The 18,754-nt window shown below is 66.0% G+C and carries 17 protein-coding genes; 12 read left to right on the forward strand and 5 right to left on the reverse strand.

The window, feature by feature from the left end; genetic code table 11:
• Positions 1-322: 322 nt before the first annotated feature.
• Complete coding sequence (locus tag AC1KVE_RS06190; protein ID WP_228911908.1) at positions 323-1,507, reverse strand: pyridoxal phosphate-dependent aminotransferase; 1,185 nt, start codon at positions 1,505-1,507, stop codon at positions 323-325.
• Between the two features lie 109 nt (positions 1,508-1,616).
• Between AC1KVE_RS06190 and AC1KVE_RS06195 the strand changes: the two genes are divergently transcribed.
• From AC1KVE_RS06195 to hslU, 8 genes are all read left to right on the forward strand, one after another.
• Positions 1,617-3,731 carry a S9 family peptidase gene (locus AC1KVE_RS06195; protein WP_481092197.1) on the forward strand — a complete coding sequence of 705 codons (2,115 nt, stop codon included), beginning with the start codon at positions 1,617-1,619 and terminating at the stop codon, positions 3,729-3,731.
• 162 nt (positions 3,732-3,893) lie between these two features.
• The gene (locus tag AC1KVE_RS06200) at positions 3,894-4,292 is read left to right on the forward strand and encodes a YbaN family protein (protein ID WP_026064608.1); all 399 of its coding nucleotides are present in this window, start codon (positions 3,894-3,896) and stop codon (positions 4,290-4,292) included.
• 38 nt (positions 4,293-4,330) lie between these two features.
• Positions 4,331-4,585: an LPS translocon maturation chaperone LptM gene (gene lptM / locus AC1KVE_RS06205; RefSeq protein ID WP_104571053.1), complete on the forward strand. Its 255-nt coding sequence runs from the start codon at positions 4,331-4,333 to the stop codon at positions 4,583-4,585.
• Positions 4,575-5,426, forward strand: coding sequence for a diaminopimelate epimerase (gene dapF, locus AC1KVE_RS06210; protein ID WP_481092196.1), 852 nt, complete (start codon positions 4,575-4,577; stop codon positions 5,424-5,426). Before lptM ends, dapF begins: the two co-directional genes overlap by 11 nt.
• Entirely contained in the window at positions 5,426-6,097 is a 672-nt protein-coding gene (locus tag AC1KVE_RS06215; protein WP_024940230.1) for a DUF484 family protein, read from the forward strand. Before dapF ends, AC1KVE_RS06215 begins: the two co-directional genes overlap by 1 nt.
• 78 nt (positions 6,098-6,175) lie before the next feature.
• On the forward strand, positions 6,176-7,063 hold the full coding sequence (gene xerC, locus AC1KVE_RS06220) for a tyrosine recombinase XerC (protein ID WP_102252849.1): 888 nt from the start codon (positions 6,176-6,178) through the stop codon (positions 7,061-7,063).
• 420 nt (positions 7,064-7,483) lie between these two features.
• Positions 7,484-8,035 (forward strand): ATP-dependent protease subunit HslV, encoded by a 552-nt coding sequence (gene hslV, locus AC1KVE_RS06225; RefSeq protein ID WP_005997221.1) that lies wholly within the window; start codon positions 7,484-7,486, stop codon positions 8,033-8,035.
• A gap of 100 nt (positions 8,036-8,135) precedes the next feature.
• Positions 8,136-9,503, forward strand: coding sequence for an ATP-dependent protease ATPase subunit HslU (gene hslU, locus AC1KVE_RS06230; protein ID WP_024940232.1), 1,368 nt, complete (start codon positions 8,136-8,138; stop codon positions 9,501-9,503).
• 304 nt (positions 9,504-9,807) lie between these two features.
• Here the strand turns inward: hslU and AC1KVE_RS06235 are convergent, their stop codons facing one another.
• The 4 genes from AC1KVE_RS06235 to AC1KVE_RS06250 are packed head-to-tail and all read right to left on the reverse strand — an operon-like array spanning position 9,808 to position 13,521.
• A complete protein-coding gene (locus AC1KVE_RS06235) occupies positions 9,808-10,263 on the reverse strand; it encodes a nucleoside deaminase (protein WP_024940233.1) in 456 nt (151 codons plus the stop codon).
• Complete coding sequence (locus tag AC1KVE_RS06240; RefSeq protein WP_104556052.1) at positions 10,260-10,760, reverse strand: GNAT family N-acetyltransferase; 501 nt, start codon at positions 10,758-10,760, stop codon at positions 10,260-10,262. Before AC1KVE_RS06240 ends, AC1KVE_RS06235 begins: the two co-directional genes overlap by 4 nt.
• A gap of 26 nt (positions 10,761-10,786) precedes the next feature.
• On the reverse strand, positions 10,787-11,875 hold the full coding sequence (locus tag AC1KVE_RS06245; protein WP_184230195.1) for an HlyD family secretion protein: 1,089 nt from the start codon (positions 11,873-11,875) through the stop codon (positions 10,787-10,789).
• Positions 11,872-13,521 carry an MFS transporter gene (locus AC1KVE_RS06250; RefSeq protein WP_481092195.1) on the reverse strand — a complete coding sequence of 550 codons (1,650 nt, stop codon included), beginning with the start codon at positions 13,519-13,521 and terminating at the stop codon, positions 11,872-11,874. Before AC1KVE_RS06250 ends, AC1KVE_RS06245 begins: the two co-directional genes overlap by 4 nt.
• Before the next feature lie 87 nt (positions 13,522-13,608).
• Here AC1KVE_RS06250 and ubiE point away from each other — a divergent pair, with 87 nt between their 5' ends.
• The 4 genes from ubiE to AC1KVE_RS06270 all read left to right on the forward strand — a co-directional run bounded on the left by ubiE (position 13,609) and on the right by AC1KVE_RS06270 (position 18,623).
• The gene (ubiE, locus tag AC1KVE_RS06255) at positions 13,609-14,370 is read left to right on the forward strand and encodes a bifunctional demethylmenaquinone methyltransferase/2-methoxy-6-polyprenyl-1,4-benzoquinol methylase UbiE (protein WP_016903622.1); all 762 of its coding nucleotides are present in this window, start codon (positions 13,609-13,611) and stop codon (positions 14,368-14,370) included.
• A gap of 217 nt (positions 14,371-14,587) precedes the next feature.
• Entirely contained in the window at positions 14,588-15,478 is an 891-nt protein-coding gene (locus AC1KVE_RS06260; protein WP_024940237.1) for a GGDEF domain-containing protein, read from the forward strand.
• Positions 15,479-15,715: 237 nt separating this feature from the next.
• Complete coding sequence (locus tag AC1KVE_RS06265; RefSeq protein ID WP_481092215.1) at positions 15,716-17,671, forward strand: M1 family metallopeptidase; 1,956 nt, start codon at positions 15,716-15,718, stop codon at positions 17,669-17,671.
• 232 nt (positions 17,672-17,903) lie between these two features.
• The gene (locus AC1KVE_RS06270; RefSeq protein ID WP_065032122.1) at positions 17,904-18,623 is read left to right on the forward strand and encodes a hypothetical protein; all 720 of its coding nucleotides are present in this window, start codon (positions 17,904-17,906) and stop codon (positions 18,621-18,623) included.
• Positions 18,624-18,754 lie beyond the last annotated feature (131 nt).

Raw genomic sequence — 18,754 nt, forward strand, 5'->3', positions numbered from 1 at the left:
TCTTGATCAGGTGCTGCGTTGAAGAAAGCCCTGGGCCGAATGGTCCAGGGCTTTTTGTTGGTTCCTTCTCCCATCGGGAGAAGGTGCCCGAAGGGCGGATGAGGGTACGTGCGCACGCCACTGGCTACGGCCCAGCAGGGTGCCCATGCAGCCACGCGTGGCTGCGGCGCTTGGTTCGCTGCAGGGCGAGGCAAGCCCACAAACAGCAGTGCAAAAGCAGCGACAAATCACAGTCATGGCTGTTTACATCGAGGCAGTGAACCTGCGGCCACGTCCAGGCGCTGCTCGACGAGAGGCGCCGTGCGCACTGGCGCTGGTTCGATCAAAGACGTTGCAAACCACGCGCAATCCGCTCCACCGCCTGCTCAAGACGCGGCAGGCTCTGCGTATAGGCGATGCGGACGTGCTGATTGGCGCGGTGGTGGCCGAAGTCGATACCGGGAGTGAAGGCGACATGCTCGGTCTCCAGGAAGTGTGCGCAGAAGGCCTGGGCATCGTCCGAGAATGCGCTGATATCCGCGTACAGATAGAACGCACCCTGCGGTTCGACGGCGATGTTGAAGCCAAGCTGGCGCAGCGCGGGCAGCAGATAGTCGCGGCGCTGCTGGAACTCGGCACGGCGTGCTTCGAAGATGGCGATGCTCTCTGGCGTGAAACATGCAAGCGCTGCGTGCTGCGCAATGGTCGAGGCGCTGATGTAGAGGTTTTGCGCGAGTTTCTCCAGTTCTGGCACCGCCTTGGGCGGGGCGATCAGCCAGCCCAGGCGCCAACCGGTCATGCCGAAGTACTTGGAAAAACTGTTCAGCACAAAGGCGCTGTCGTCCACTTCCAGCACGCTGTGCGCGTCCATGCCATAGGTCAGGCCGTGGTAGATCTCGTCCACCACCAGGTGGCCGCCGTGCGCATGCAGCGCCTGCGACAAGCCGGCCAGTTGCGCGCGCGACAGCACGCTGCCGGTGGGATTTGCCGGCGAGGCGACCAGTGCGCCGACGCTGTCGGCGTTCCAGCAGGCGTCGACCAGGCCTGGCGTCAGTTGGTAATCGGTGTCTGCGCCGACCGGCACCAGTTGCGCGGCGCCTTCGACCAGGCGCAGGAAATGCCGGTTGCACGGATAGCCGGGGTCGGCGAGCAGCCAGTGTTTGTCCGGGTCGACCAACAGGCTGCTGGCCAGCAGCAATGCGCCGGAGCCGCCAGGGGTGACCAGGATGCGTTCCGGATCGATAGCGCAGCCGTACCGCTGCGCGTAAAACCCGGCGATGGCGGCGCGCAGCGCGGGCAGGCCGCGGGCGGCGGTGTAGCGGGTGTGTCCGGCCGCCAGTGCGGCCTGTCCGGCCGCGACGATCGGTGCGGCGGTGGTGAAATCCGGTTCGCCGATCTCCAGGTGGATCACATCGTGGCCGGCCTGTTCCAGCGCATTGGCGCGCGCCAATAGCGCCATCACATGAAACGGCGCGATGTCCTGGCTGCGGCGGCTGTAGCGGGGGGCATGCGAATGTAGGGAGTCCATACCGAAGAGGATAGAGCAGCATGACCTCGGGCACATGACGCTCCCGGCCGGGCTCTTCCACACTCGGGTGCTGGGATGGCATTGCGTTCATCCAACGGACCCCAATCTGATGAAGCCTGTCCTCGCCCTTCTGATCGCCAGCCTGATGACCACATCTGTTTCTTCCGCCTTCGCAGCTCTCCCGTCGCCACCAGACGTGGCCAAGCGTCCGCATGTGGTCAAGGCCCCGTTCGGCGCCACCCGCAGCGACGACTACTACTGGCTGCGCGACGACAAGCGCGAGGACAAGGCGATGCTGGCCTACCTCAACGCCGAGAACGCCTACACCGACACGGTGATGGCGCCGCTCAAGCCGCTGGAAGACACGCTGTATACCGAGATTGTCGGGCGCATCAAGCAGGACGACGCCAGCGTGCCGTATCGCGAGCGTGGCTACTGGTATTACACGCGCTTCGAGGCCGGCAAGGACTACCCGATCCAGGCGCGCCGCAAGGGCAGCATGGACGCGCCGGAACAGATCCTGCTCGACGTCAACCAGATGGCGCAGGGCAAGGGCTACTTCAGCGTCGGCGATGCGGAAGTCAGCCAGGACAATCGCATCCTGGCCTGGGCCGACGATGCGGTGGGCCGTCGCCAGTACACGATCCGCTTCAAGAATCTGGACACCGGCGAGATCTACCCCGATACGGTGGAAGGCGTGTCGGCCAACGTGGTCTGGGCCGACGACAACAAGACCCTGTTCTATGTCGAAAACGATCCGGAAACGCTGCTCACCGTGCGGGTGAAGAAACACGTGCTGGGCACGCCCTCCAAGGACGACGTGCTGGTCTACGAGGAGAAGGACGACAGCTTCTACATGGGCATCGGCCGTACCCGCGACGACAAGTACATCACCATCGGCGTGGAAAGCACGGTGTCGTCGGAGACGCGTTATGCGCCGGCCGACAATCCCGAGCGGTTCACCCTGCTGGCCAAGCGCGAGCGCGATGTCGAATATCACCCCGAGCATTTCGATGGCCGTTGGGTGATCCGCACCAATGCCGATGGCGCCAAGAATTTCAAGCTGGTGACCGCACCCACCGATGCGACCACGCGCAAGCAGTGGACCGACTGGGTGGCGCACGATGACAAGGTCTATATCGAAAACTTCGAGCTGTTCGACGGGTTTACCGCGATCGAAGAGCGCTCCGGCGGGCTGGAACGCGTACGCCTGCTCAAGGGTGATGGCAGTCATGAGTACGTCAAGGCGGACGAGCCTGCGTATTCGATGGGCCTGGCGGTCAATTCCGAGCCGGACACCGCGTGGTTGCGTTACAGCTATACCTCGCTGACCACGCCGGCAACGACGTACGAACTCAATACGCAGACTGGCGAGCGCAAGCTGCTCAAGCAGCAGCCGGTGATCGGTTACGACGCCGGCAAGTACGTCACCGAGCGCGTCTGGGTAACTGCGCGCGATGGCGTCAAGGTGCCGGTGTCGCTGGTGTACAAGCGCGGCTTCAAGAAGGACGGCACTGCGGCGTTGTTCCAGTACGCCTACGGCAGCTACGGCATGTCGATGGACCCGGCCTTCAATCTGCCGGCGATCAGCCTGCTGGACCGTGGCGTGGTGTATGCCATCGCGCACATCCGCGGCGGCCAGGAAATGGGCCGCCAGTGGTACGACGACGGCAAGCTGCTGCACAAGAAGAACACCTTCACCGACTTCATCGACGTCACCCGCGGCCTGGTGGAACAGGGCTATGCCGCCAAGGATCGCGTTGCCGCCTCCGGCGGCAGCGCCGGTGGGTTGCTGATGGGCGCGGTGGCCAACATGGCCCCGCAGGACTATCGCGTGATGGTCGCGCAGGTGCCGTTCGTCGACGTGGTCACCACCATGCTCGATGCCAGCATCCCGCTCACCACCAACGAATACGACGAGTGGGGCAACCCGGAAAAGAAGGCCTATTACGATTACATGCTGTCCTACTCCCCGTACGACAACGTGACCAGGCAGGCCTACCCGGCCCTGTTCGTCGGCACCGGTCTGTGGGATTCGCAGGTGCAGTACTGGGAGCCGGCCAAGTGGGTGGCCAAACTGCGCGACGACAACACCGGCACCCAGCCGATCGTCTTCCGCACCAACATGGAAGCCGGCCACGGCGGCAAGTCCGGCCGCTTCCGCCGTTACCGCGAACTCGCCGAGTCGTATGCGTTTGTGCTGGATCAGCTCGGGGTCAAGTAGTTGAGGGGCGGGGATTGGGGAGTCGGGATTGGGGATTGGTAAGCAAAACCCGCCCAATCCTGCGTGCAGACGTCCCCTTATCCGCCGTTTGGGGCCCCTTCTCCCGGTGCGAGAAGGGGATGCCCGGACCATCTCGGCGCCCGCTGGCCGTATCATTTACCCATGACGCGACCGACTCGATTCCGCTGGGCCTGGTGGTTGCTGGCCTACGCCAGCCTGGCGACCGGCATCGTCGGTATCTTCGTGCCAGGCCTGCCGACGACCGTGTTCATTTTGATTTCCGCCTGGGCGGCCTCGCACGGCTCCGAGCGCCTGCACAACTGGCTGCTCTCGCACCCGCGCTTCGGCCCGGCAATCGTCGAGTGGCAGACCTATCGCGCGGTCAGCCGCAAGGCCAAGTGGATGGCCACGCTCACCATGACCGTCTGCGCCGGCATCATGCTGTGGTGCGTGCCGGTGTTCTGGGTCAAATGCCTGTCGATCGGCAGCATGGCGGTGGTGGCGATCTGGCTGTGGCTGCGCCCCGAGCCGCCACCGCGCGCGCTGCCCAGCGCGCACTGAGCGCACGGCAGTCAGGGTGTTCTGGCTATACTTCGGCCATGAGCATCATGTCCCGACCGTCTGTTCGTCTCGCACTGATTGGTGCGACCTTTGTCCTGCTTGCCGCCTGCGGCAACAAGGGCCCGCTGGTAATGCCGCAGAAGCCGGTGCCGGTGGAAGCCCAGCCCGTGCTGCAGCCGCCGGACGCGCCGCAACCGCTGGATGAGTCCTCGCCTGCGCCTGCGCCGGTGAACACCGATACGCAGCCCGCACCCACCACCGACCAGCCCGCTAGCAGCGGCAATGAGCGCTGACGGCCACAGCGGGCGTCTGCGTTTCACCAAAATGCATGGCGCCGGCAACGATTTCGTGCTGCTGGACCTGCGCGACGGCACGCCGCCGCCGGATGCTGCGCTGGCCGCACGCCTGGCCGATCGCCATTTCGGGGTGGGCTGCGACCAGATCCTGACCATCGAAACCCCGCGCAGCAGCGAGGCGGTGGCCGCCTACGGCATCTGGAATTCCGACGGCTCGGCCGCGCGCCAATGCGGCAACGGCGCGCGCTGTGTGGCGGCCTGGCTGGTGCGCGACGGCACCGCGCAGGGCGATGACTTCGTCATCGATAGCCCGTTCACCTCCCACCGCGTGCAGCGTCTGGACGCCGGCACCTATGCGGTGGCGATGGGCGTGCCGCAGTTCGAGCCCACGCAGATCCCGCTGGCCGGCTTTGCGCATGCGCGCGAGGAATACGCGCTGCCGGTGCATGGCGAAACCGTGCGCTTTGGCGCGGTGTCGATGGGCAACCCGCATGCCGTGGTGGAAGTGGGGCGGGTGGAGGCGGCGCCGGTGGAACGCGTCGGCGGCCTGTTGCAGCAGAACGCCGCGTTCCCCGATTCGGTCAACGTCGGCTTTGTGCAGGTGGTCGACCCGACGCATGTGCGCCTGCGTGTGTTCGAACGCGGCGTCGGCGAAACCCTGGCCTGCGGCAGCGGTGCCTGCGCGGCGGCGGTGGTGCTGATGCAGCGTGGCCGTGTCGAGCGCGACGTGCAGGTGTCCTTGCCCGGCGGCGCGCTGCGCATCCGTTGGGCCGGCGAACAACAGGACGTCGTGATGTCCGGTCCGGCCGTGTTCGTCTTCGATGGAGAGTGGAACTGATGAGCGAGAACACGGATAAATTCAGCGCGCACGAAGTGGCAACCTGGTTGCGGCGCCACCCGACCTTCCTCAAGCAGTTCCCGGATCTGGCGGTGAGTCTGCTGGTGCCGCGCGACGACGGCCCCACCGCCTCGCTGGCCACCTATCAGCTGGAAGTGCTGCGCGACAAGAACCGCGAACTGTCGCGGCGCCTGCACGAGCTTGGCCACAATGCGCAGGACAACGAGCGCCTGGCGGTACGCACGCATCAACTGACCCTGGCGCTGATGCGCCAGACCAGCGCGGCCGACACGCTCAAGGCGATGGCCGCCTCGCTGGCGGAAGATTTCAATGGCGAACTGGTGCGGCTGGTGTTGCTCAAGCCGGTCGCCGGCCTGGAGGCCGACTGGCTGCAGATCATCGCCGCCGACGATGCACGGCTTGCCCCGTTCCGCGATTGCCTGAGCGACGGCGAGCCGATCTGCGGCCGCCTGCAGGCAGAAAAACACGCGCTGCTGTACGCCGACCAGGCTGCCAACGTGCAATCTACCGCGCTGCTGCCGTTGCCCGGCATCGGCCTGATTGCGGTCGGCAGCAGCGACGCCAACCGTTTCTATCCCGGCATGGGCACCTTGTTCCTGCGCATGATGGGCGAGTCCCTGGGCGTAGCCTTGCAGCGCTTCGACACATGATGCGCCGTGCAGGGTGCGCCGATGCGTGCAGCCTGCGCTGGATGGCCGCGCCGATGGTGCGGCAGCGAGGAATCTGAGGTGGCGTCGGTCGACGACTTCCTGGGATATCTGCAGGTCGAGCGGCAGGTGTCGGCGCATACGCTGGATGCCTACCAGCGCGATCTTGCCGCGTTGGTGGGCTGGGCCGGCGAACAGGCCATCGACGATGTGGCGCAGCTCGATAGCGCACAGTTGCGGCAGTTCGTTGCGTCCGAGCACCGACGCGGGTTGTCGGCCAAGAGCCTGCAGCGTCGTCTGTCGGCATGCCGCAGTTACTACGCCTGGTTGCTCAAGCATGGCCGCATTGCCGCAAGTCCGGCGGCGGCGCTGCGTGCGCCCAAGGCGCCGCGTAAATTGCCGCAGGTACTGGATGCCGATGAAGCGGTGCGTTTGGTCGAGGTGCCCACCGACGCGCCGCTGGGCCTACGCGATCGCGCCTTGCTGGAGCTGTTCTATTCATCCGGGCTGCGCCTGAGCGAGCTCTGCGCGCTGCGCTGGCGCGACCTGGATCTGGACAGCGGCTTGGTGATGGTGCTCGGCAAGGGCGGCAAGCAGCGCCTGGTGCCGGTAGGTTCGCATGCGATCGGCGCGCTGCGGGACTGGCTGCGCGACAGCGGCGGGCGTGCCGACACCCATGTATTCCCCGGCCGCGCCGGCGGTGCGATTTCGCAGCGTGCAGTACAGATCCGCATCAAGCAACTGGCGGTGCGCCAGGGCATGTTCAAGGACGTGCATCCGCACATGCTGCGGCACAGCTTTGCCAGCCACATCCTCGAATCCTCCGGCGACCTGCGCGGCGTGCAGGAATTGCTCGGCCATTCGGACATCGCCACCACGCAGATCTATACGCATCTGGATTTCCAGCACCTGGCCAAGGTCTACGACGCTGCGCATCCGCGCGCCAGGCGCAAGAAAGCTGCTGAGTGAGTGGCGCGGCGTGTGTTGCGCTTGGCGGTTAACCACTTCTCTGAAGTACCGCCGCGTGCGAATCGCCGCTCTTGAGCCGCTCTCCCATTCGGAGAGGTACGCGGATCCATGCGCGGGCCTGCATGGTTATTCGGGCCGGAGCGTTTCTTGCAGTGATGCGCATATGACGGCCGCATACTGCGGTGACAGGTTTGCGCAGCAGCGTCTCCGCGCCGGCGACGATCACCCGGTTCATCCCGAAGCGCACACCACGCTCCCAATCGTTCTCGTGTGCGGCTGCTCAATCGCTGCGTGCCGGGAGCGCAGACGCATGCTGTCTGCCGTCTGAGCGCGCTGCATCAGCCGCCCGCGCCACATGCGCGCAGCATGCTTGAACCCGGCAGGGGCGTCCCCACCTCATTGGAAACCCCCGGAGGACCCATGGACCCCAGCCAGAACCCCAACATCGTTCACGCCACCACCATCATTTCGGTTCGGCGTGGTGGGCATGTCGCCGTTGCCGGCGATGGCCAGGTCACCCTCGGCCACACCGTCATGAAGGGCAATGCGCGCAAGGTGCGCCGGCTCGGCCGCGAGGGGCAGGTGCTGGCCGGTTTTGCCGGCGCCGCCGCCGATGCGTTCACCCTGTTCGAGCTGTTCGAAGCCAAGCTCGACAAGCATGGGCAACTGACCCGTGCCGCCGTGGAGCTGGCCAAGGATTGGCGCACCGAGCGCCGCCTGGGCAAGCTTGAGGCGCTGCTTGCGGTCGCCGACAAGGAAACCTCGCTGATCATCAGCGGGACCGGCGATGTGATCGAACCGGAAGACGGCATCATCGCCATCGGCTCGGGCGGTTCGTACGCCCTGTCGGCTGCCCGCGCGCTGCTGGCGCACACCGAACTCGATGCCAAGACCATCGCCACCGAAGCGATCAACATCGCCGGCGATATCTGCATTTATACCAATCGCAATGTGGTGGTCGAAGAGCTGTGAGTCGGGATTTGGGATTGGGGATTCGCAAAAGCACTCCTTTCCCTGCGCCCGGACACGCATCGATCGTTCCTACTCCGCTTTTACGAATCCCCAATCCCCAATGCCAAATTCCGATACCTCAACCATGACTCCGCGCGAAATCGTGCAGGAGCTCGACCGTCATATCGTTGGCCAGCACGATGCCAAGCGTGCGGTTGCCATCGCGCTGCGTAATCGCTGGCGCCGCATGCAGCTGCCCGAAGAGCTGCGCAACGAGGTGATGCCCAAGAACATCCTGATGATCGGCCCGACCGGCGTCGGCAAGACCGAGATCGCGCGGCGTCTGGCCACCTTGGCCAATGCGCCGTTCGTCAAGGTGGAAGCCACGCGCTTTACCGAAGTCGGCTATGTCGGCAAGGATGTGGAACAGATCATTCGCGACCTGGCCGACACCTCGGTCAAGCTGTATCGCGAACAGGCCAAGGTGCGCGTGCGCAACCAGGCCGAAGAACGCGCCGAAGACCGCCTCCTGGATGCGCTGCTGCCACGCCGCGCGGCCGGGATCGGGTTCGATCCGGAAGCGGCGCGCAACGAGCCCTCGGCGCAGGACAACGACACCCGCATCAAGTTCCGCCGCATGCTGCGCAGCGGCGAGCTGGACGAGCGCGAGATCGAGCTGGAAGTGGCGGTCAACGCCAGCATGGACATCATGACCCCGCCGGGCATGGAAGAAATGGGCCAGCAGCTGCGGCAGATGTTTTCCAACCTGGGCAGCGGCAAGTCGCAGAAGCGCAAGCTCACCATCAAGGCCGCGCGCCCGCTGCTGATCGAAGAAGAAGCCGGCAAGCTGGTCAACGAAGACGACGTGCGTGCGGCGGCGATCGAAGCCTGCGAGCAGCACGGCATCGTGTTCATCGATGAGATCGACAAGGTCGCCAAGCGTGGCGAAGCCGGCTCCAACGGCGGCGATGTCAGTCGCGAAGGCGTGCAGCGCGATCTGTTGCCGCTGGTGGAAGGTTCCAACGTGTCGACCAAGTACGGCACGGTCAAGACCGACCATATCCTGTTCATCGCCTCCGGCGCGTTCCATCTGGCCAAGCCCAGCGATCTGATTCCCGAATTGCAGGGCCGTTTCCCGATCCGTGTCGAATTGACCGCGCTGACCAAGGCCGATTTCGTGCGCATCCTCACCGAGCCAAAGGCGGCGTTGATCAAGCAGTACGAAGCCCTGCTGCAGACCGAGGGCGTGCGCCTGACCTTCGGCGCGGATGCGGTGGAGCGCCTTGCCGAGATCGCCGCGCAGGTCAACGAGCGGCAGGAAAACATCGGCGCGCGCCGCCTGCATACAGTGCTGGAGCGTCTGCTCGATGTGCTGAGTTATGAGGCGCCGGATCGCGACGGCCAGAGCGTCACGGTCGATGCGGCCTACGTCGATGCGCAGCTCGGCGAACTGGTGCAGGACCCCGACCTGAGCCGCTATATCCTCTGACGGCGAGGGCACCGCACTAGAGAGTTGGTCGGTGGCCGCGTGAAAAGCTGTTTGCCGAACGTGTGTCGGACTTCGAGCCGGCGCATCAGGGACACGGCGTGCATCACGCACTGCCCTTGCTGCTCTTAAGCAAGCACACCGACCATCTCGACTTGGTGCTTGCCCGCCCACCGTCGCGGGACCTTACGCGGCATGGATGCCGCGTAAGAGCCTACATGGACGTACTTGCGGCGTGTCCTGCGATGGTGGGCGGGCAAGGGCCTCGCAGCCAAGCCGCAGATCAAGCGCTCTGCAGCCAAACCGCTCAGTCCTCGCCGATATCCTCGTTCCACACGTCGGGGTTGGCCGAGATATAGCCGCCCAGCAGGTCGATGCATTCCTGGCTCTGCAGGTCGATGACAGTGACGCCGTGCTCGCGCAGCCAGGCCACGCCGCCCTGGAAGGTGACCGACTCGCCGACCACCACGGTGCCGATATTGAACTGGCGCACCAGCCCGCTGCAGTACCAGCACGGCGCCAGCGTGGTGACCATGATGGTGTCCTTGTAGCGGCGTTGCCGGCCGGCCTTGCGGAAGGCATCGGTCTCGCCGTGCACGGAGGGATCGTTTTCCTGCACGCGGCGGTTGTGGCCGCAACCGAGCAGACGTCCGTCGTTGTGGTACAGCGCCGCGCCGATCGGGATGCCGCCTTCGGCCAGGCCCTGGCGGGCTTCGGCAATGGCGGTGTCGAGCAGTGCGCGGTAGTCGGGGGTGGTGATCATGCAGGCTCCTGGGTGGCGGCGTCGGCGCGACGCAGCATGTCGATGTGGGGAATGCCGTCTTCCAGATACGGTGCGGACGAGGGCGTGAAACCGTGTGCGGCGTAGAACGCCTGCAGGTGCGCCTGCGCGCCGAGTTGCACGGCGCTGGCGGGCCACTGCCGGTGCACCAGCCGCAAGCCTTCCAGCAGTAATGCATGTGCGAAGCCGTGGCCGCGCTGCGTGGCGGCAATCACTACCCGGCCGATGCTCGGCTCGGGGTAACTCACACCGGGCGGTAGCACGCGCAGATAGGCGGCCAACGCACCGTCGTCGGTGCTGCCGAGCAGATGCAGCACACCCGGCAGGCTGTCCTTGCCATCCAGCTCCGGATACGCGCACTGCTGCTCCACCACGAACACATCCGAGCGCAGCCGCAGCAGCGTGTACAACTGCGTGGTGCTCAGTTGGTCGAAGCGCAGGCATTGCCAGTGCAGCGAGGATGGGGACAGGGACGACATCACCGCATGATAGCGGCTGTGTCGCGTCAGTCGACCGCGCTGTCGGTGTCGATCGCCACCACCACCGACATGCCCGGGCGTAGCCGCGGTGCCAGCGTCTGGTCCGGATCGACGCTGATGCGCAGCGGAATGCGCTGGGCGATCTTGACGAAGTTGCCGGTGGCGTTGTCGGCCGGCAATACGCTGAATTCCGAGCCGGCGGCCGGGGAGATTTCCTGCACACGGCCGTGCAGACGCGCATTGTCCAACGCATCCACGGTGAAGCTGGCGCGTTGCCCGATGCGGATCTTGGCCATCTGGGTTTCCTTGAAATTGGCCACGATCCACAACGTGTCCGGCACCAGCGACATCAGCTGCGTGCCATTGGTGACGTAGGCGCCCTGGCGCACGCCGAGCTGGCCGAGCTGGCCATCGCGCGGGGCCAGGATGCGCGTGTTGTCCAGATTGATCTGCGCCAGTTGCACGGCCGCTTGCGCATTGGCCACCGCCGCTTCCAGGGCGGCGCGATTGACGGTGACGCTGCGTGCGTTCTCCTCGGCGGCCTGCACGGCGGCACGCGCCTGTGCCACGCCGGCATCGGCCTGCGCACGTGCGGCGAAGGCGGTGTCGCGATCCTGTTCGGATACCAGTTTCTGCTCGGCCAGCTGCTGCGCGCGCGCATACGCCGAGCGGGTGCGGTCGCGCTGGGCCTGATTGCTGCTCAGTGCGGCGCGTTGTTCGGCGATGGTGGCATCGGCGCTATGCCGCTGCTGGTCCCAGTTGGACAGGTTGGCCTGCGCGGTCTGCAGCTGCGCCCTGGCCTGTTCGAGCTGCTGGGCATAGATGCGGTCGTCGATCCTGGCCAGCAACTGGCCGTGTTTGACGTGGGCGAAGTCCTGCACCGGCACCTCGGTGACATACCCGCTGACCTGCGGCGCGATCACCGTGATCTGGCCATGCACCATCGCGTTTTCGGTGCGCTCGACGGCGCTGACGAACGGCGGCAGGCGCCATGCATACAGCACCAGGGCGACACCGAGCAGGGCCAGCCCGCCGAAGCCGATCACGCCACCGATGCGGCGGCGCCTGCGGCGTTGCAGATCGGCAGGAGAGGTTGAAGCTGCAGGTGTATTCATGGGCGCGCGGTGGAAGCAGGAGAGGGGGACGCAGCGGATGGGCGCAGGTAACGCCGCCACACCAGCACGGACAGGATCCACAGCCCGGTGGCGATGGCGATGCAGCCGATCAACAGGAACACGTCGTTATAGGCGAGCACATTGGCTTCGCGCGTGGCCACGCTGCCCAGGGCGTGCACGCCCTGGGCCTGGCGCAGGGCCGGGTCGCCGATGCTGCGGCCGTACAGCGCGGCATAGGCCTGCACGCGCGCGGCCACTTGCGGGTCGGTCAATGCCAGATGTTCGACCAGCTGGCTGGAATGGTATTTCTCGCGCACGACCTGCACGGTGCCGAGCAGTGCGCTGCCGAGCAGGCCGCCCATGTTCTGTGCCATGCCGAACAGCACGATGAAGCTGATCAGATTGCCGGGCTGCGCGATGACCCGGCCCAGCCCGGCCACCATCGCCGGGCCGATGAAGAAGGTGCTGCCAAAGGCGAGCAGGAACTGGCTGACGTACATCTGCTCCGGGCGGGTGAGGCTGGTGGCATCGGCATCCATGAAACAGCCGATGCAGATCGCCGCCACCGCAATGATCAGATGCTCGGCCACCCGCGCCGGATTGATCAGCCACGCGCTGGCGGCAACGCCGACCACTGCGCCCAGCAACATCAGCGCGAACAGGGTCTGCAGCTGCGTGTTGGCCAGTCCCAGGGTCTGGAAGAAGCCGATCGCGCCGGTGCTCTGCTCGGACAGTACCAGCCGGATCAGCAGGATCGCCAGGCCCAGCCGCAGCATGTCGCCGCTGGCCAGCCAGCGCGTGTTGATCATCGGGTTGCGGCGGTTGTGCTCGATCCACGCCGCCGTGCACAGCAGCACGATGGAGGCCGCCAGCACCACGCCCAGCCACGGTGTGCTGGTCCACCACAGCAGCCGCCCCAGCGACAGCACCGCAGCCAGCCCGGCCGACCCGGCCGCGAACAGGCTGAAGGTGAGGAAATCCAGCGGCTCGAACACGCGATAGCGGTCGCTGGGCGGCAGCTTGAGCGCCAGCACGCAGGCCAGCGCGAACACCGCCAGGCCCAGTTCGAACAGGTACAGGCCCTGCCACTGTGCAAATTCCAGCAGATCGGTGGAGAACACCCGCGCCAATGGCAGCGCCAGCTGGGTCACCCCCAGCCCGGTCACCACCGCCTTGAGCCGGTATTTGGCCGGGAACGCCTGGATCACGTAATACAGCCCCAGCGAGCTGAGCGCGGCGCCCACCAATCCGTGCGCGGCACGCACGGTGATCGCCGAGCTCAGGCTGTGCACAAACAGATGCGCGAAGGCGATGACCGCATACAGCGCCAGGAAGATCTCGGTGAAGCGCCGCAGCCCGAACTGCTGGCGGAACTTCACCAGCAGCAGGTTGGCCGACATGTTGGTCATCACGTAGGCGGCCGGCAGCCAGGCCATTTCGGTGGCGTAGGCGCCCAGCGTGCCCTGCAGATAGGTCAGGTTGGCGGTGACCAGCGCATTGCTCAGCCCGCCGGTCAGCGCCACCACCACGCCCACCAGCCCGTACTGGATGCGGCGCCGGGTGGAGTGCAGGGGGGTGGAGGCCGACCCGGGCAGGGTGGGCTTCTCGTGGGGCTGCCAGTCGCGCTGGACGTACTTGTCGTGCACGCAGGGCTCGCAGGGCCGGTCGCAGGGAAGGCAGCGATTGTGGTCCGGTTGCGGTCATGGCGGCGTCAGCAGTGCGATAATCCGCCCATGAGCGAATCCCCCTATACCTCCGGTACCACCCATTTCGGCTTCCGCGACGTCGCTGCCAAGGACAAGCAGAAGCTGGTCGGCGAAGTGTTCACCTCGGTCGCGCGCAACTACGACCTGATGAACGATCTGATGAGTCTGGGCGTGCACCGCGCATGGAAACGCTACTTCGTGGCGACCGCGCAGGTGAAGCCGGGCGACCGTGTGCTGGACCTGGCCGGCGGTACCGGCGACATCGCCGTGCTGCTCAAGGAGCGCGTCGGCAACGAGGGCGCGGTGGTGCTGGGCGACATCAATGCCGGCATGCTGTCGGTAGGCCGCGACCGGCTGACCAACCGCGGCCTGGTGGCCGGCTTCGATTACGTGCAATGCAATGCCGAGGCGCTGCCGTTCCCGGATCAGAGCTTCGATCTGGTGACCATTTCCTTCGGCCTGCGCAATGTCACCGACAAGGACGCCGCGCTGCGCGAGATGTATCGCGTGTTGAAGGTGGGCGGGCAGGCGCGCGTGCTGGAATTTTCCGAAGTCACCGCCGACTGGTTCAAGCCGATCTACGACTTCCACTCGTTCAAGATCCTGCCCAGGCTGGGCCAGCTGTTCGCGCGCGACGCCGACAGCTACCAGTACCTGGCAGAAAGCATCCGCAAGCACCCGCCGCAGGAATCGCTCAAGGGCATGATGGGCGAGGCCGGATTTGCGCGTTGCCACTACAAGAACCTGACCGGCGGCATCGTGGCGATCCACTCCGGCTACAAGATCTGACCCGGATCCGACCCAGCATGATCTGAGCGTCCGGTCCGGCGCGCAGCATGCGCCGGACATCGCGCGTCGGATATCGCACGAGCACGCCATGCTCGTGTTCGCTTGCCGCACGATTGCACTGTGCGCAGGTGCGTTTGCCGACAAATTTTTGAGACTCCCGTCGCGTTGGCTCCACCAACGGTCGGCGACACTAGGCGCTCTTTTGCCGGAGACGTGGATGCGCTTGTACGCAGGGTTGTCGCGCGTGTTTCCCCGCTCCTTCAGCGCCAAGCTGCTGGCGGTGACCTTTGTCGGCATCCACCTGCCGTTGCTGTTGTTGATCGCCTGGCTGGCCGCGCAAAGCGAGTTGAGCGGGCGCCCGCTGTGGTCGGTGGTGATCGTGGCGCTGCTGGCCACGCTGGCTGGCACTGCGGCGACCCTGTCGGCCCTGTATCGCCTGCTCGCACCGCTGCGCATCGCCGCCGACGCACTGGATGCGTATTACGCCGATCAACGTCTGCCCAGCCTGCCCGAACATGGCGACGACGAGCTGGGGCGGTTGCTGCGTGGCATCAATCGCAGCCTGCGCGGCATCGATGCCGGCATGCGCGATCTGAAGAAGCACGCCTTGTTCGACCCGCTGACCGAAGCCTTGAACCGGCGCGGCTGCGAACAGGCGATGCGCGATTCGGTCACCGCCGCGCAGCGCGAAGGCTGGCCGTTCGTGCTGTTCGTGCTGGACATGGACAACCTCAAGCCGATCAACGACCGCTTCGGCCATCTGGCCGGCGATCGTGTGCTGGTAAGGCTGGTGGAATCGGCCTACGGCTGGCTGGGCGCGCAGGACTGGATCGGGCGCTGGGGCGGCGACGAGTTCCTGATCGGCGTGCATGCCAGCGAGGACGACGCCACGCTCAAGCTCAATCAATGGCTGTCGATGCTCGAACGCGAGGATGCCGACGAGGCGCCCCTGCATGTGAGCGCCGGCAGCGCGGTGTGCGAGCGTGGCCTGGATGCCACCGAGCTGTATCGCCGCGCCGACGCGGCGATGTATCGCGCCAAGTTCTCCGGTGGCCGGCGTCTGGTACGCGACGGGCATGACAGCCCGCGCAGCCATCCGGTGGTCTAGGCGATCCGGCAATCACCTGGCGGCCGGGCCGCAGGCGGGTGCACGCTAGGCACGGGTAGCCTGAGTTACGCCATTAACGCCGTTGCTGCGTAAGGTTCGCGCCGATGCGGCCAGCGACATGCACGGTGTCCCCAGCCGGCGCGGGTTGAGCGGCCGGCACGTGCTCGCCATCGGCCGCACGGGCAGGCAACCGCCCGGGGCGTTAAAATGCCCAATTCCCTTGCTGCGGTGCCGTCGATGCGCTTCCCGTTCCTGTCGCTGTCCCTGGCCGTGTCCATTGCGCTGGCCGGCTGTTCCAACGAGTCCACGCCGCCGGCCGCCAGCACCGCCGCGCCGGCCACCACTGCCAAGGCCCCCGTGAAAGCAGACGCCCGCAACCACGACGAAAGCTCCTACGCCCAGCCGCAGCTGGTGGTGATCAAGGATCTGGCGCTGGACCTGAAGCTGGATTTCGACGCCAAGCAGATCGGCGGCACCGCCACCTACACGCTGGAATGGAAGGACAAGGCCGCCAAGCAGCTGGTGCTGGACACGCGCGAACTGAGCATTGCGCAGGTGCAGGCCGACGACGGCAAGGGCACGCTGGCGCCGCTGCAGTTCGCGCTGGCGCCGGCCGACAAGACCTTCGGCAGCAAGCTCACCATCGAGGCGCCGAATCAGCCGGCCAAGGTCGTGATCACCTATCACACCGCACCGACCGCCTCCGGCCTGCAGTGGCTGGAGCCGTCGATGACCGAAGGCAAGCAGTTGCCTTTCATGTTCAGCCAGTCGCAGGCGATCCACGCGCGTAGCTGGGTGCCGTTGCAGGACACCCCAAGCGTGCGCTTCACCTATAGCGCGCACGTGACCTCGCGCCCGGACGTGATGGTGCTGATGAGCGCCGACAACGACCCCAAGGCCGCGCGCGACGGCGACTACAGCTTCAAGATGCCCGAGCCGATTCCGTCCTATCTGCTGGCGATCGCCGCCGGCGATGTGGTGTTCAAGCCGATTTCCGCGCGCTCGGGCGTGTGGGCCGAGCCGGCCATGGCCGACAAGGCCGCCAAGGAATTCGAAGACACCGAAAAGATGATCGGTGCGGCCGAAAAACTCTATGGCCCGTATCGCTGGGGCCGTTACGACATGCTGGTGCTGCCGCCGTCGTTCCCGTTCGGCGGCATGGAGAATCCGCGCCTGACCTTCGCCACGCCCACCGTGATCGTCGGCGACAAGTCGCTGGTCTCGCTGGTCGCGCACGAACTGGCGCATAGCTGGTCCGGCAACCTGGTGACCAATGCCAGCTGGAAGGACATCTGGCTCAACGAAGGCTTCACCACCTACGTGCAGGCCCGCATCACCGAGGCGCTGTATGGCGTGGAGATGGCCGAGATGGAGCGCGAGATCGACCAGGGCGACCTGCTGGCCGAAGTGAAGGACATGGCGCCGGCCGACCAGGCGCTGGCGCTGCCGCCGCTGGCCGAGCGCGACCCCGACGAAGCCCTGAGCCAGGTGGCCTACGTCAAGGGCGCGTGGTTCCTGCAGTTCCTGGAGCAGCGCTTCGGCCGCGAGGTGTTCGACCCGTTCCTGCGCGGCTGGTTCGACGATCATGCGTTCCAGAGCGCCACCACCGACCAGTTCGTCGATTACCTCAACAAGAACCTGCTGGACAAGCATCCCAACACGGTCAGCACGGCCGAGGTGGATGCGTGGTTGAAGCAGCCGGGCATCCCGGCCTTCGCCGCCAAGGCACGCTCGCGCAGCTTCTCGATCGTGGACACCGCACGCATCGCCTGGAGCGGCAGCGGCACGCTGCCGAGCAAGCAGGTCACCGGCGAATGGGGCACGCAGGAATGGGTGCACTTCCTCAGCGGCATGGGCGCCACGCTCAAGCCCGAGCAGCTCAAGCAGCTGGATGAGACCTACCACTTCACCGGCACCCCGAACGGCGAAATCGCCATGCGCTGGTATCCGCTGGCGATCCGCAGCGGCTACACCGATGCGCGCCCCGCTGCAGGCGAGTTCATCGAACGCGTCGGCCGCCGCAAGCTGGTGCTGCCGATCTACGCCGAGTTGTTGAAGACCCCGGACGGCATCGCCTTCGCCGAGCAGGCCTTCGAAAAGGCCAAGCCCAGCTACCACCCGATCACCACCGCATCGGTGGCCGAGATGATCGCCAAGGCCAAGGCTGCACGGCCGGCGCAGCCGCAGCCGTAATGGCAGGGCAGGGCGTTGTAGACGCCCTCCCGCCGCTTTCCTTGCTGCATCGTGCGGGCAGTACCGCGCCCTGCAATCGCCGCTGTAGGAGCGCACCCGGGCGCGACGTGGCGTTACCGGGAATGCTCCATCGCGCCCGGGTGCGCTCCTACGCTGTGTGGCCGTTTGATCGCGGCTGTCGCGGGCAGGCTGGTATCGTTGCCGCTGCCTTTCATGCCTTCCGGAGTCGACGATGAAGTATCTGCTGAGCGCGGCCTTGTGCGTCGCTGCGGTGAGTGGCTGTACCGACCGCGAGGCGCAGCGTCAGGCGCAGGCAAGCGCGCAGGCGCAAGCCAAGCAACAGCAGGCCGACGCACTCGCCAAGCAATACGACGAGGCGGTGACGGCCGGTAACTGGGACATGGCGCGTGCGCATGGCGCCGCACTGCTGGAAGGCTACGCCGGCACTGCGGCAGCCACACGCATCGAACCCGGCTATGCCGACATCAAGGCCAAGGGCGACCAGGCGCGCGAACTGCGCCGCATGCAGGCGTTGTGGCAGTACTCGCAGGTGCCGGCCAAGGGCGGCACGCAGCGCTCGGCGATGATCGATGCCAAGAGCCGCGTGGATGTCGACGGCAGCGGCCCCAAGCCGGTGAGCCTGGTGTTCCGCGATCACCCGCAGTGGAAGCGTCACAGCTATCTCGTGCTCAAGGCCGGCGACTTCAATTGCTATGGCGGCTGCAAGGTGCAGGTCTCGGCCGATGGTGGCGCAGCACGCCCGATGGCCGCGCACCGCCCCGACACCGATGAAGCGATCGCGATGTTCATCGACGACGACAAGGCGCTGTGGAAGCTGGTGCGCAATGCCAAGCGCATCAGCATCGCGTTCCCGGTGAAAGCCGGCGGCACGCGCACGGCAGAGTTCGACGTGGGTGGCCTGGATACCACCCAGATGCCGGGCTGGAAGTAGGCGCACCGCCCTTGCACGGCAACAGTTGCGTAGTCGGCGTACTGCATCGGCATGAGGTGCCGGTCCATTCGGGTGAGTGCGCGATGTGCGTTCCCTGACGGCTTGCGGCGTTGCCACCATCTCTGGAGTCT

Source organism: Xanthomonas sp. NCPPB 2864 (assembly GCF_056675615.1).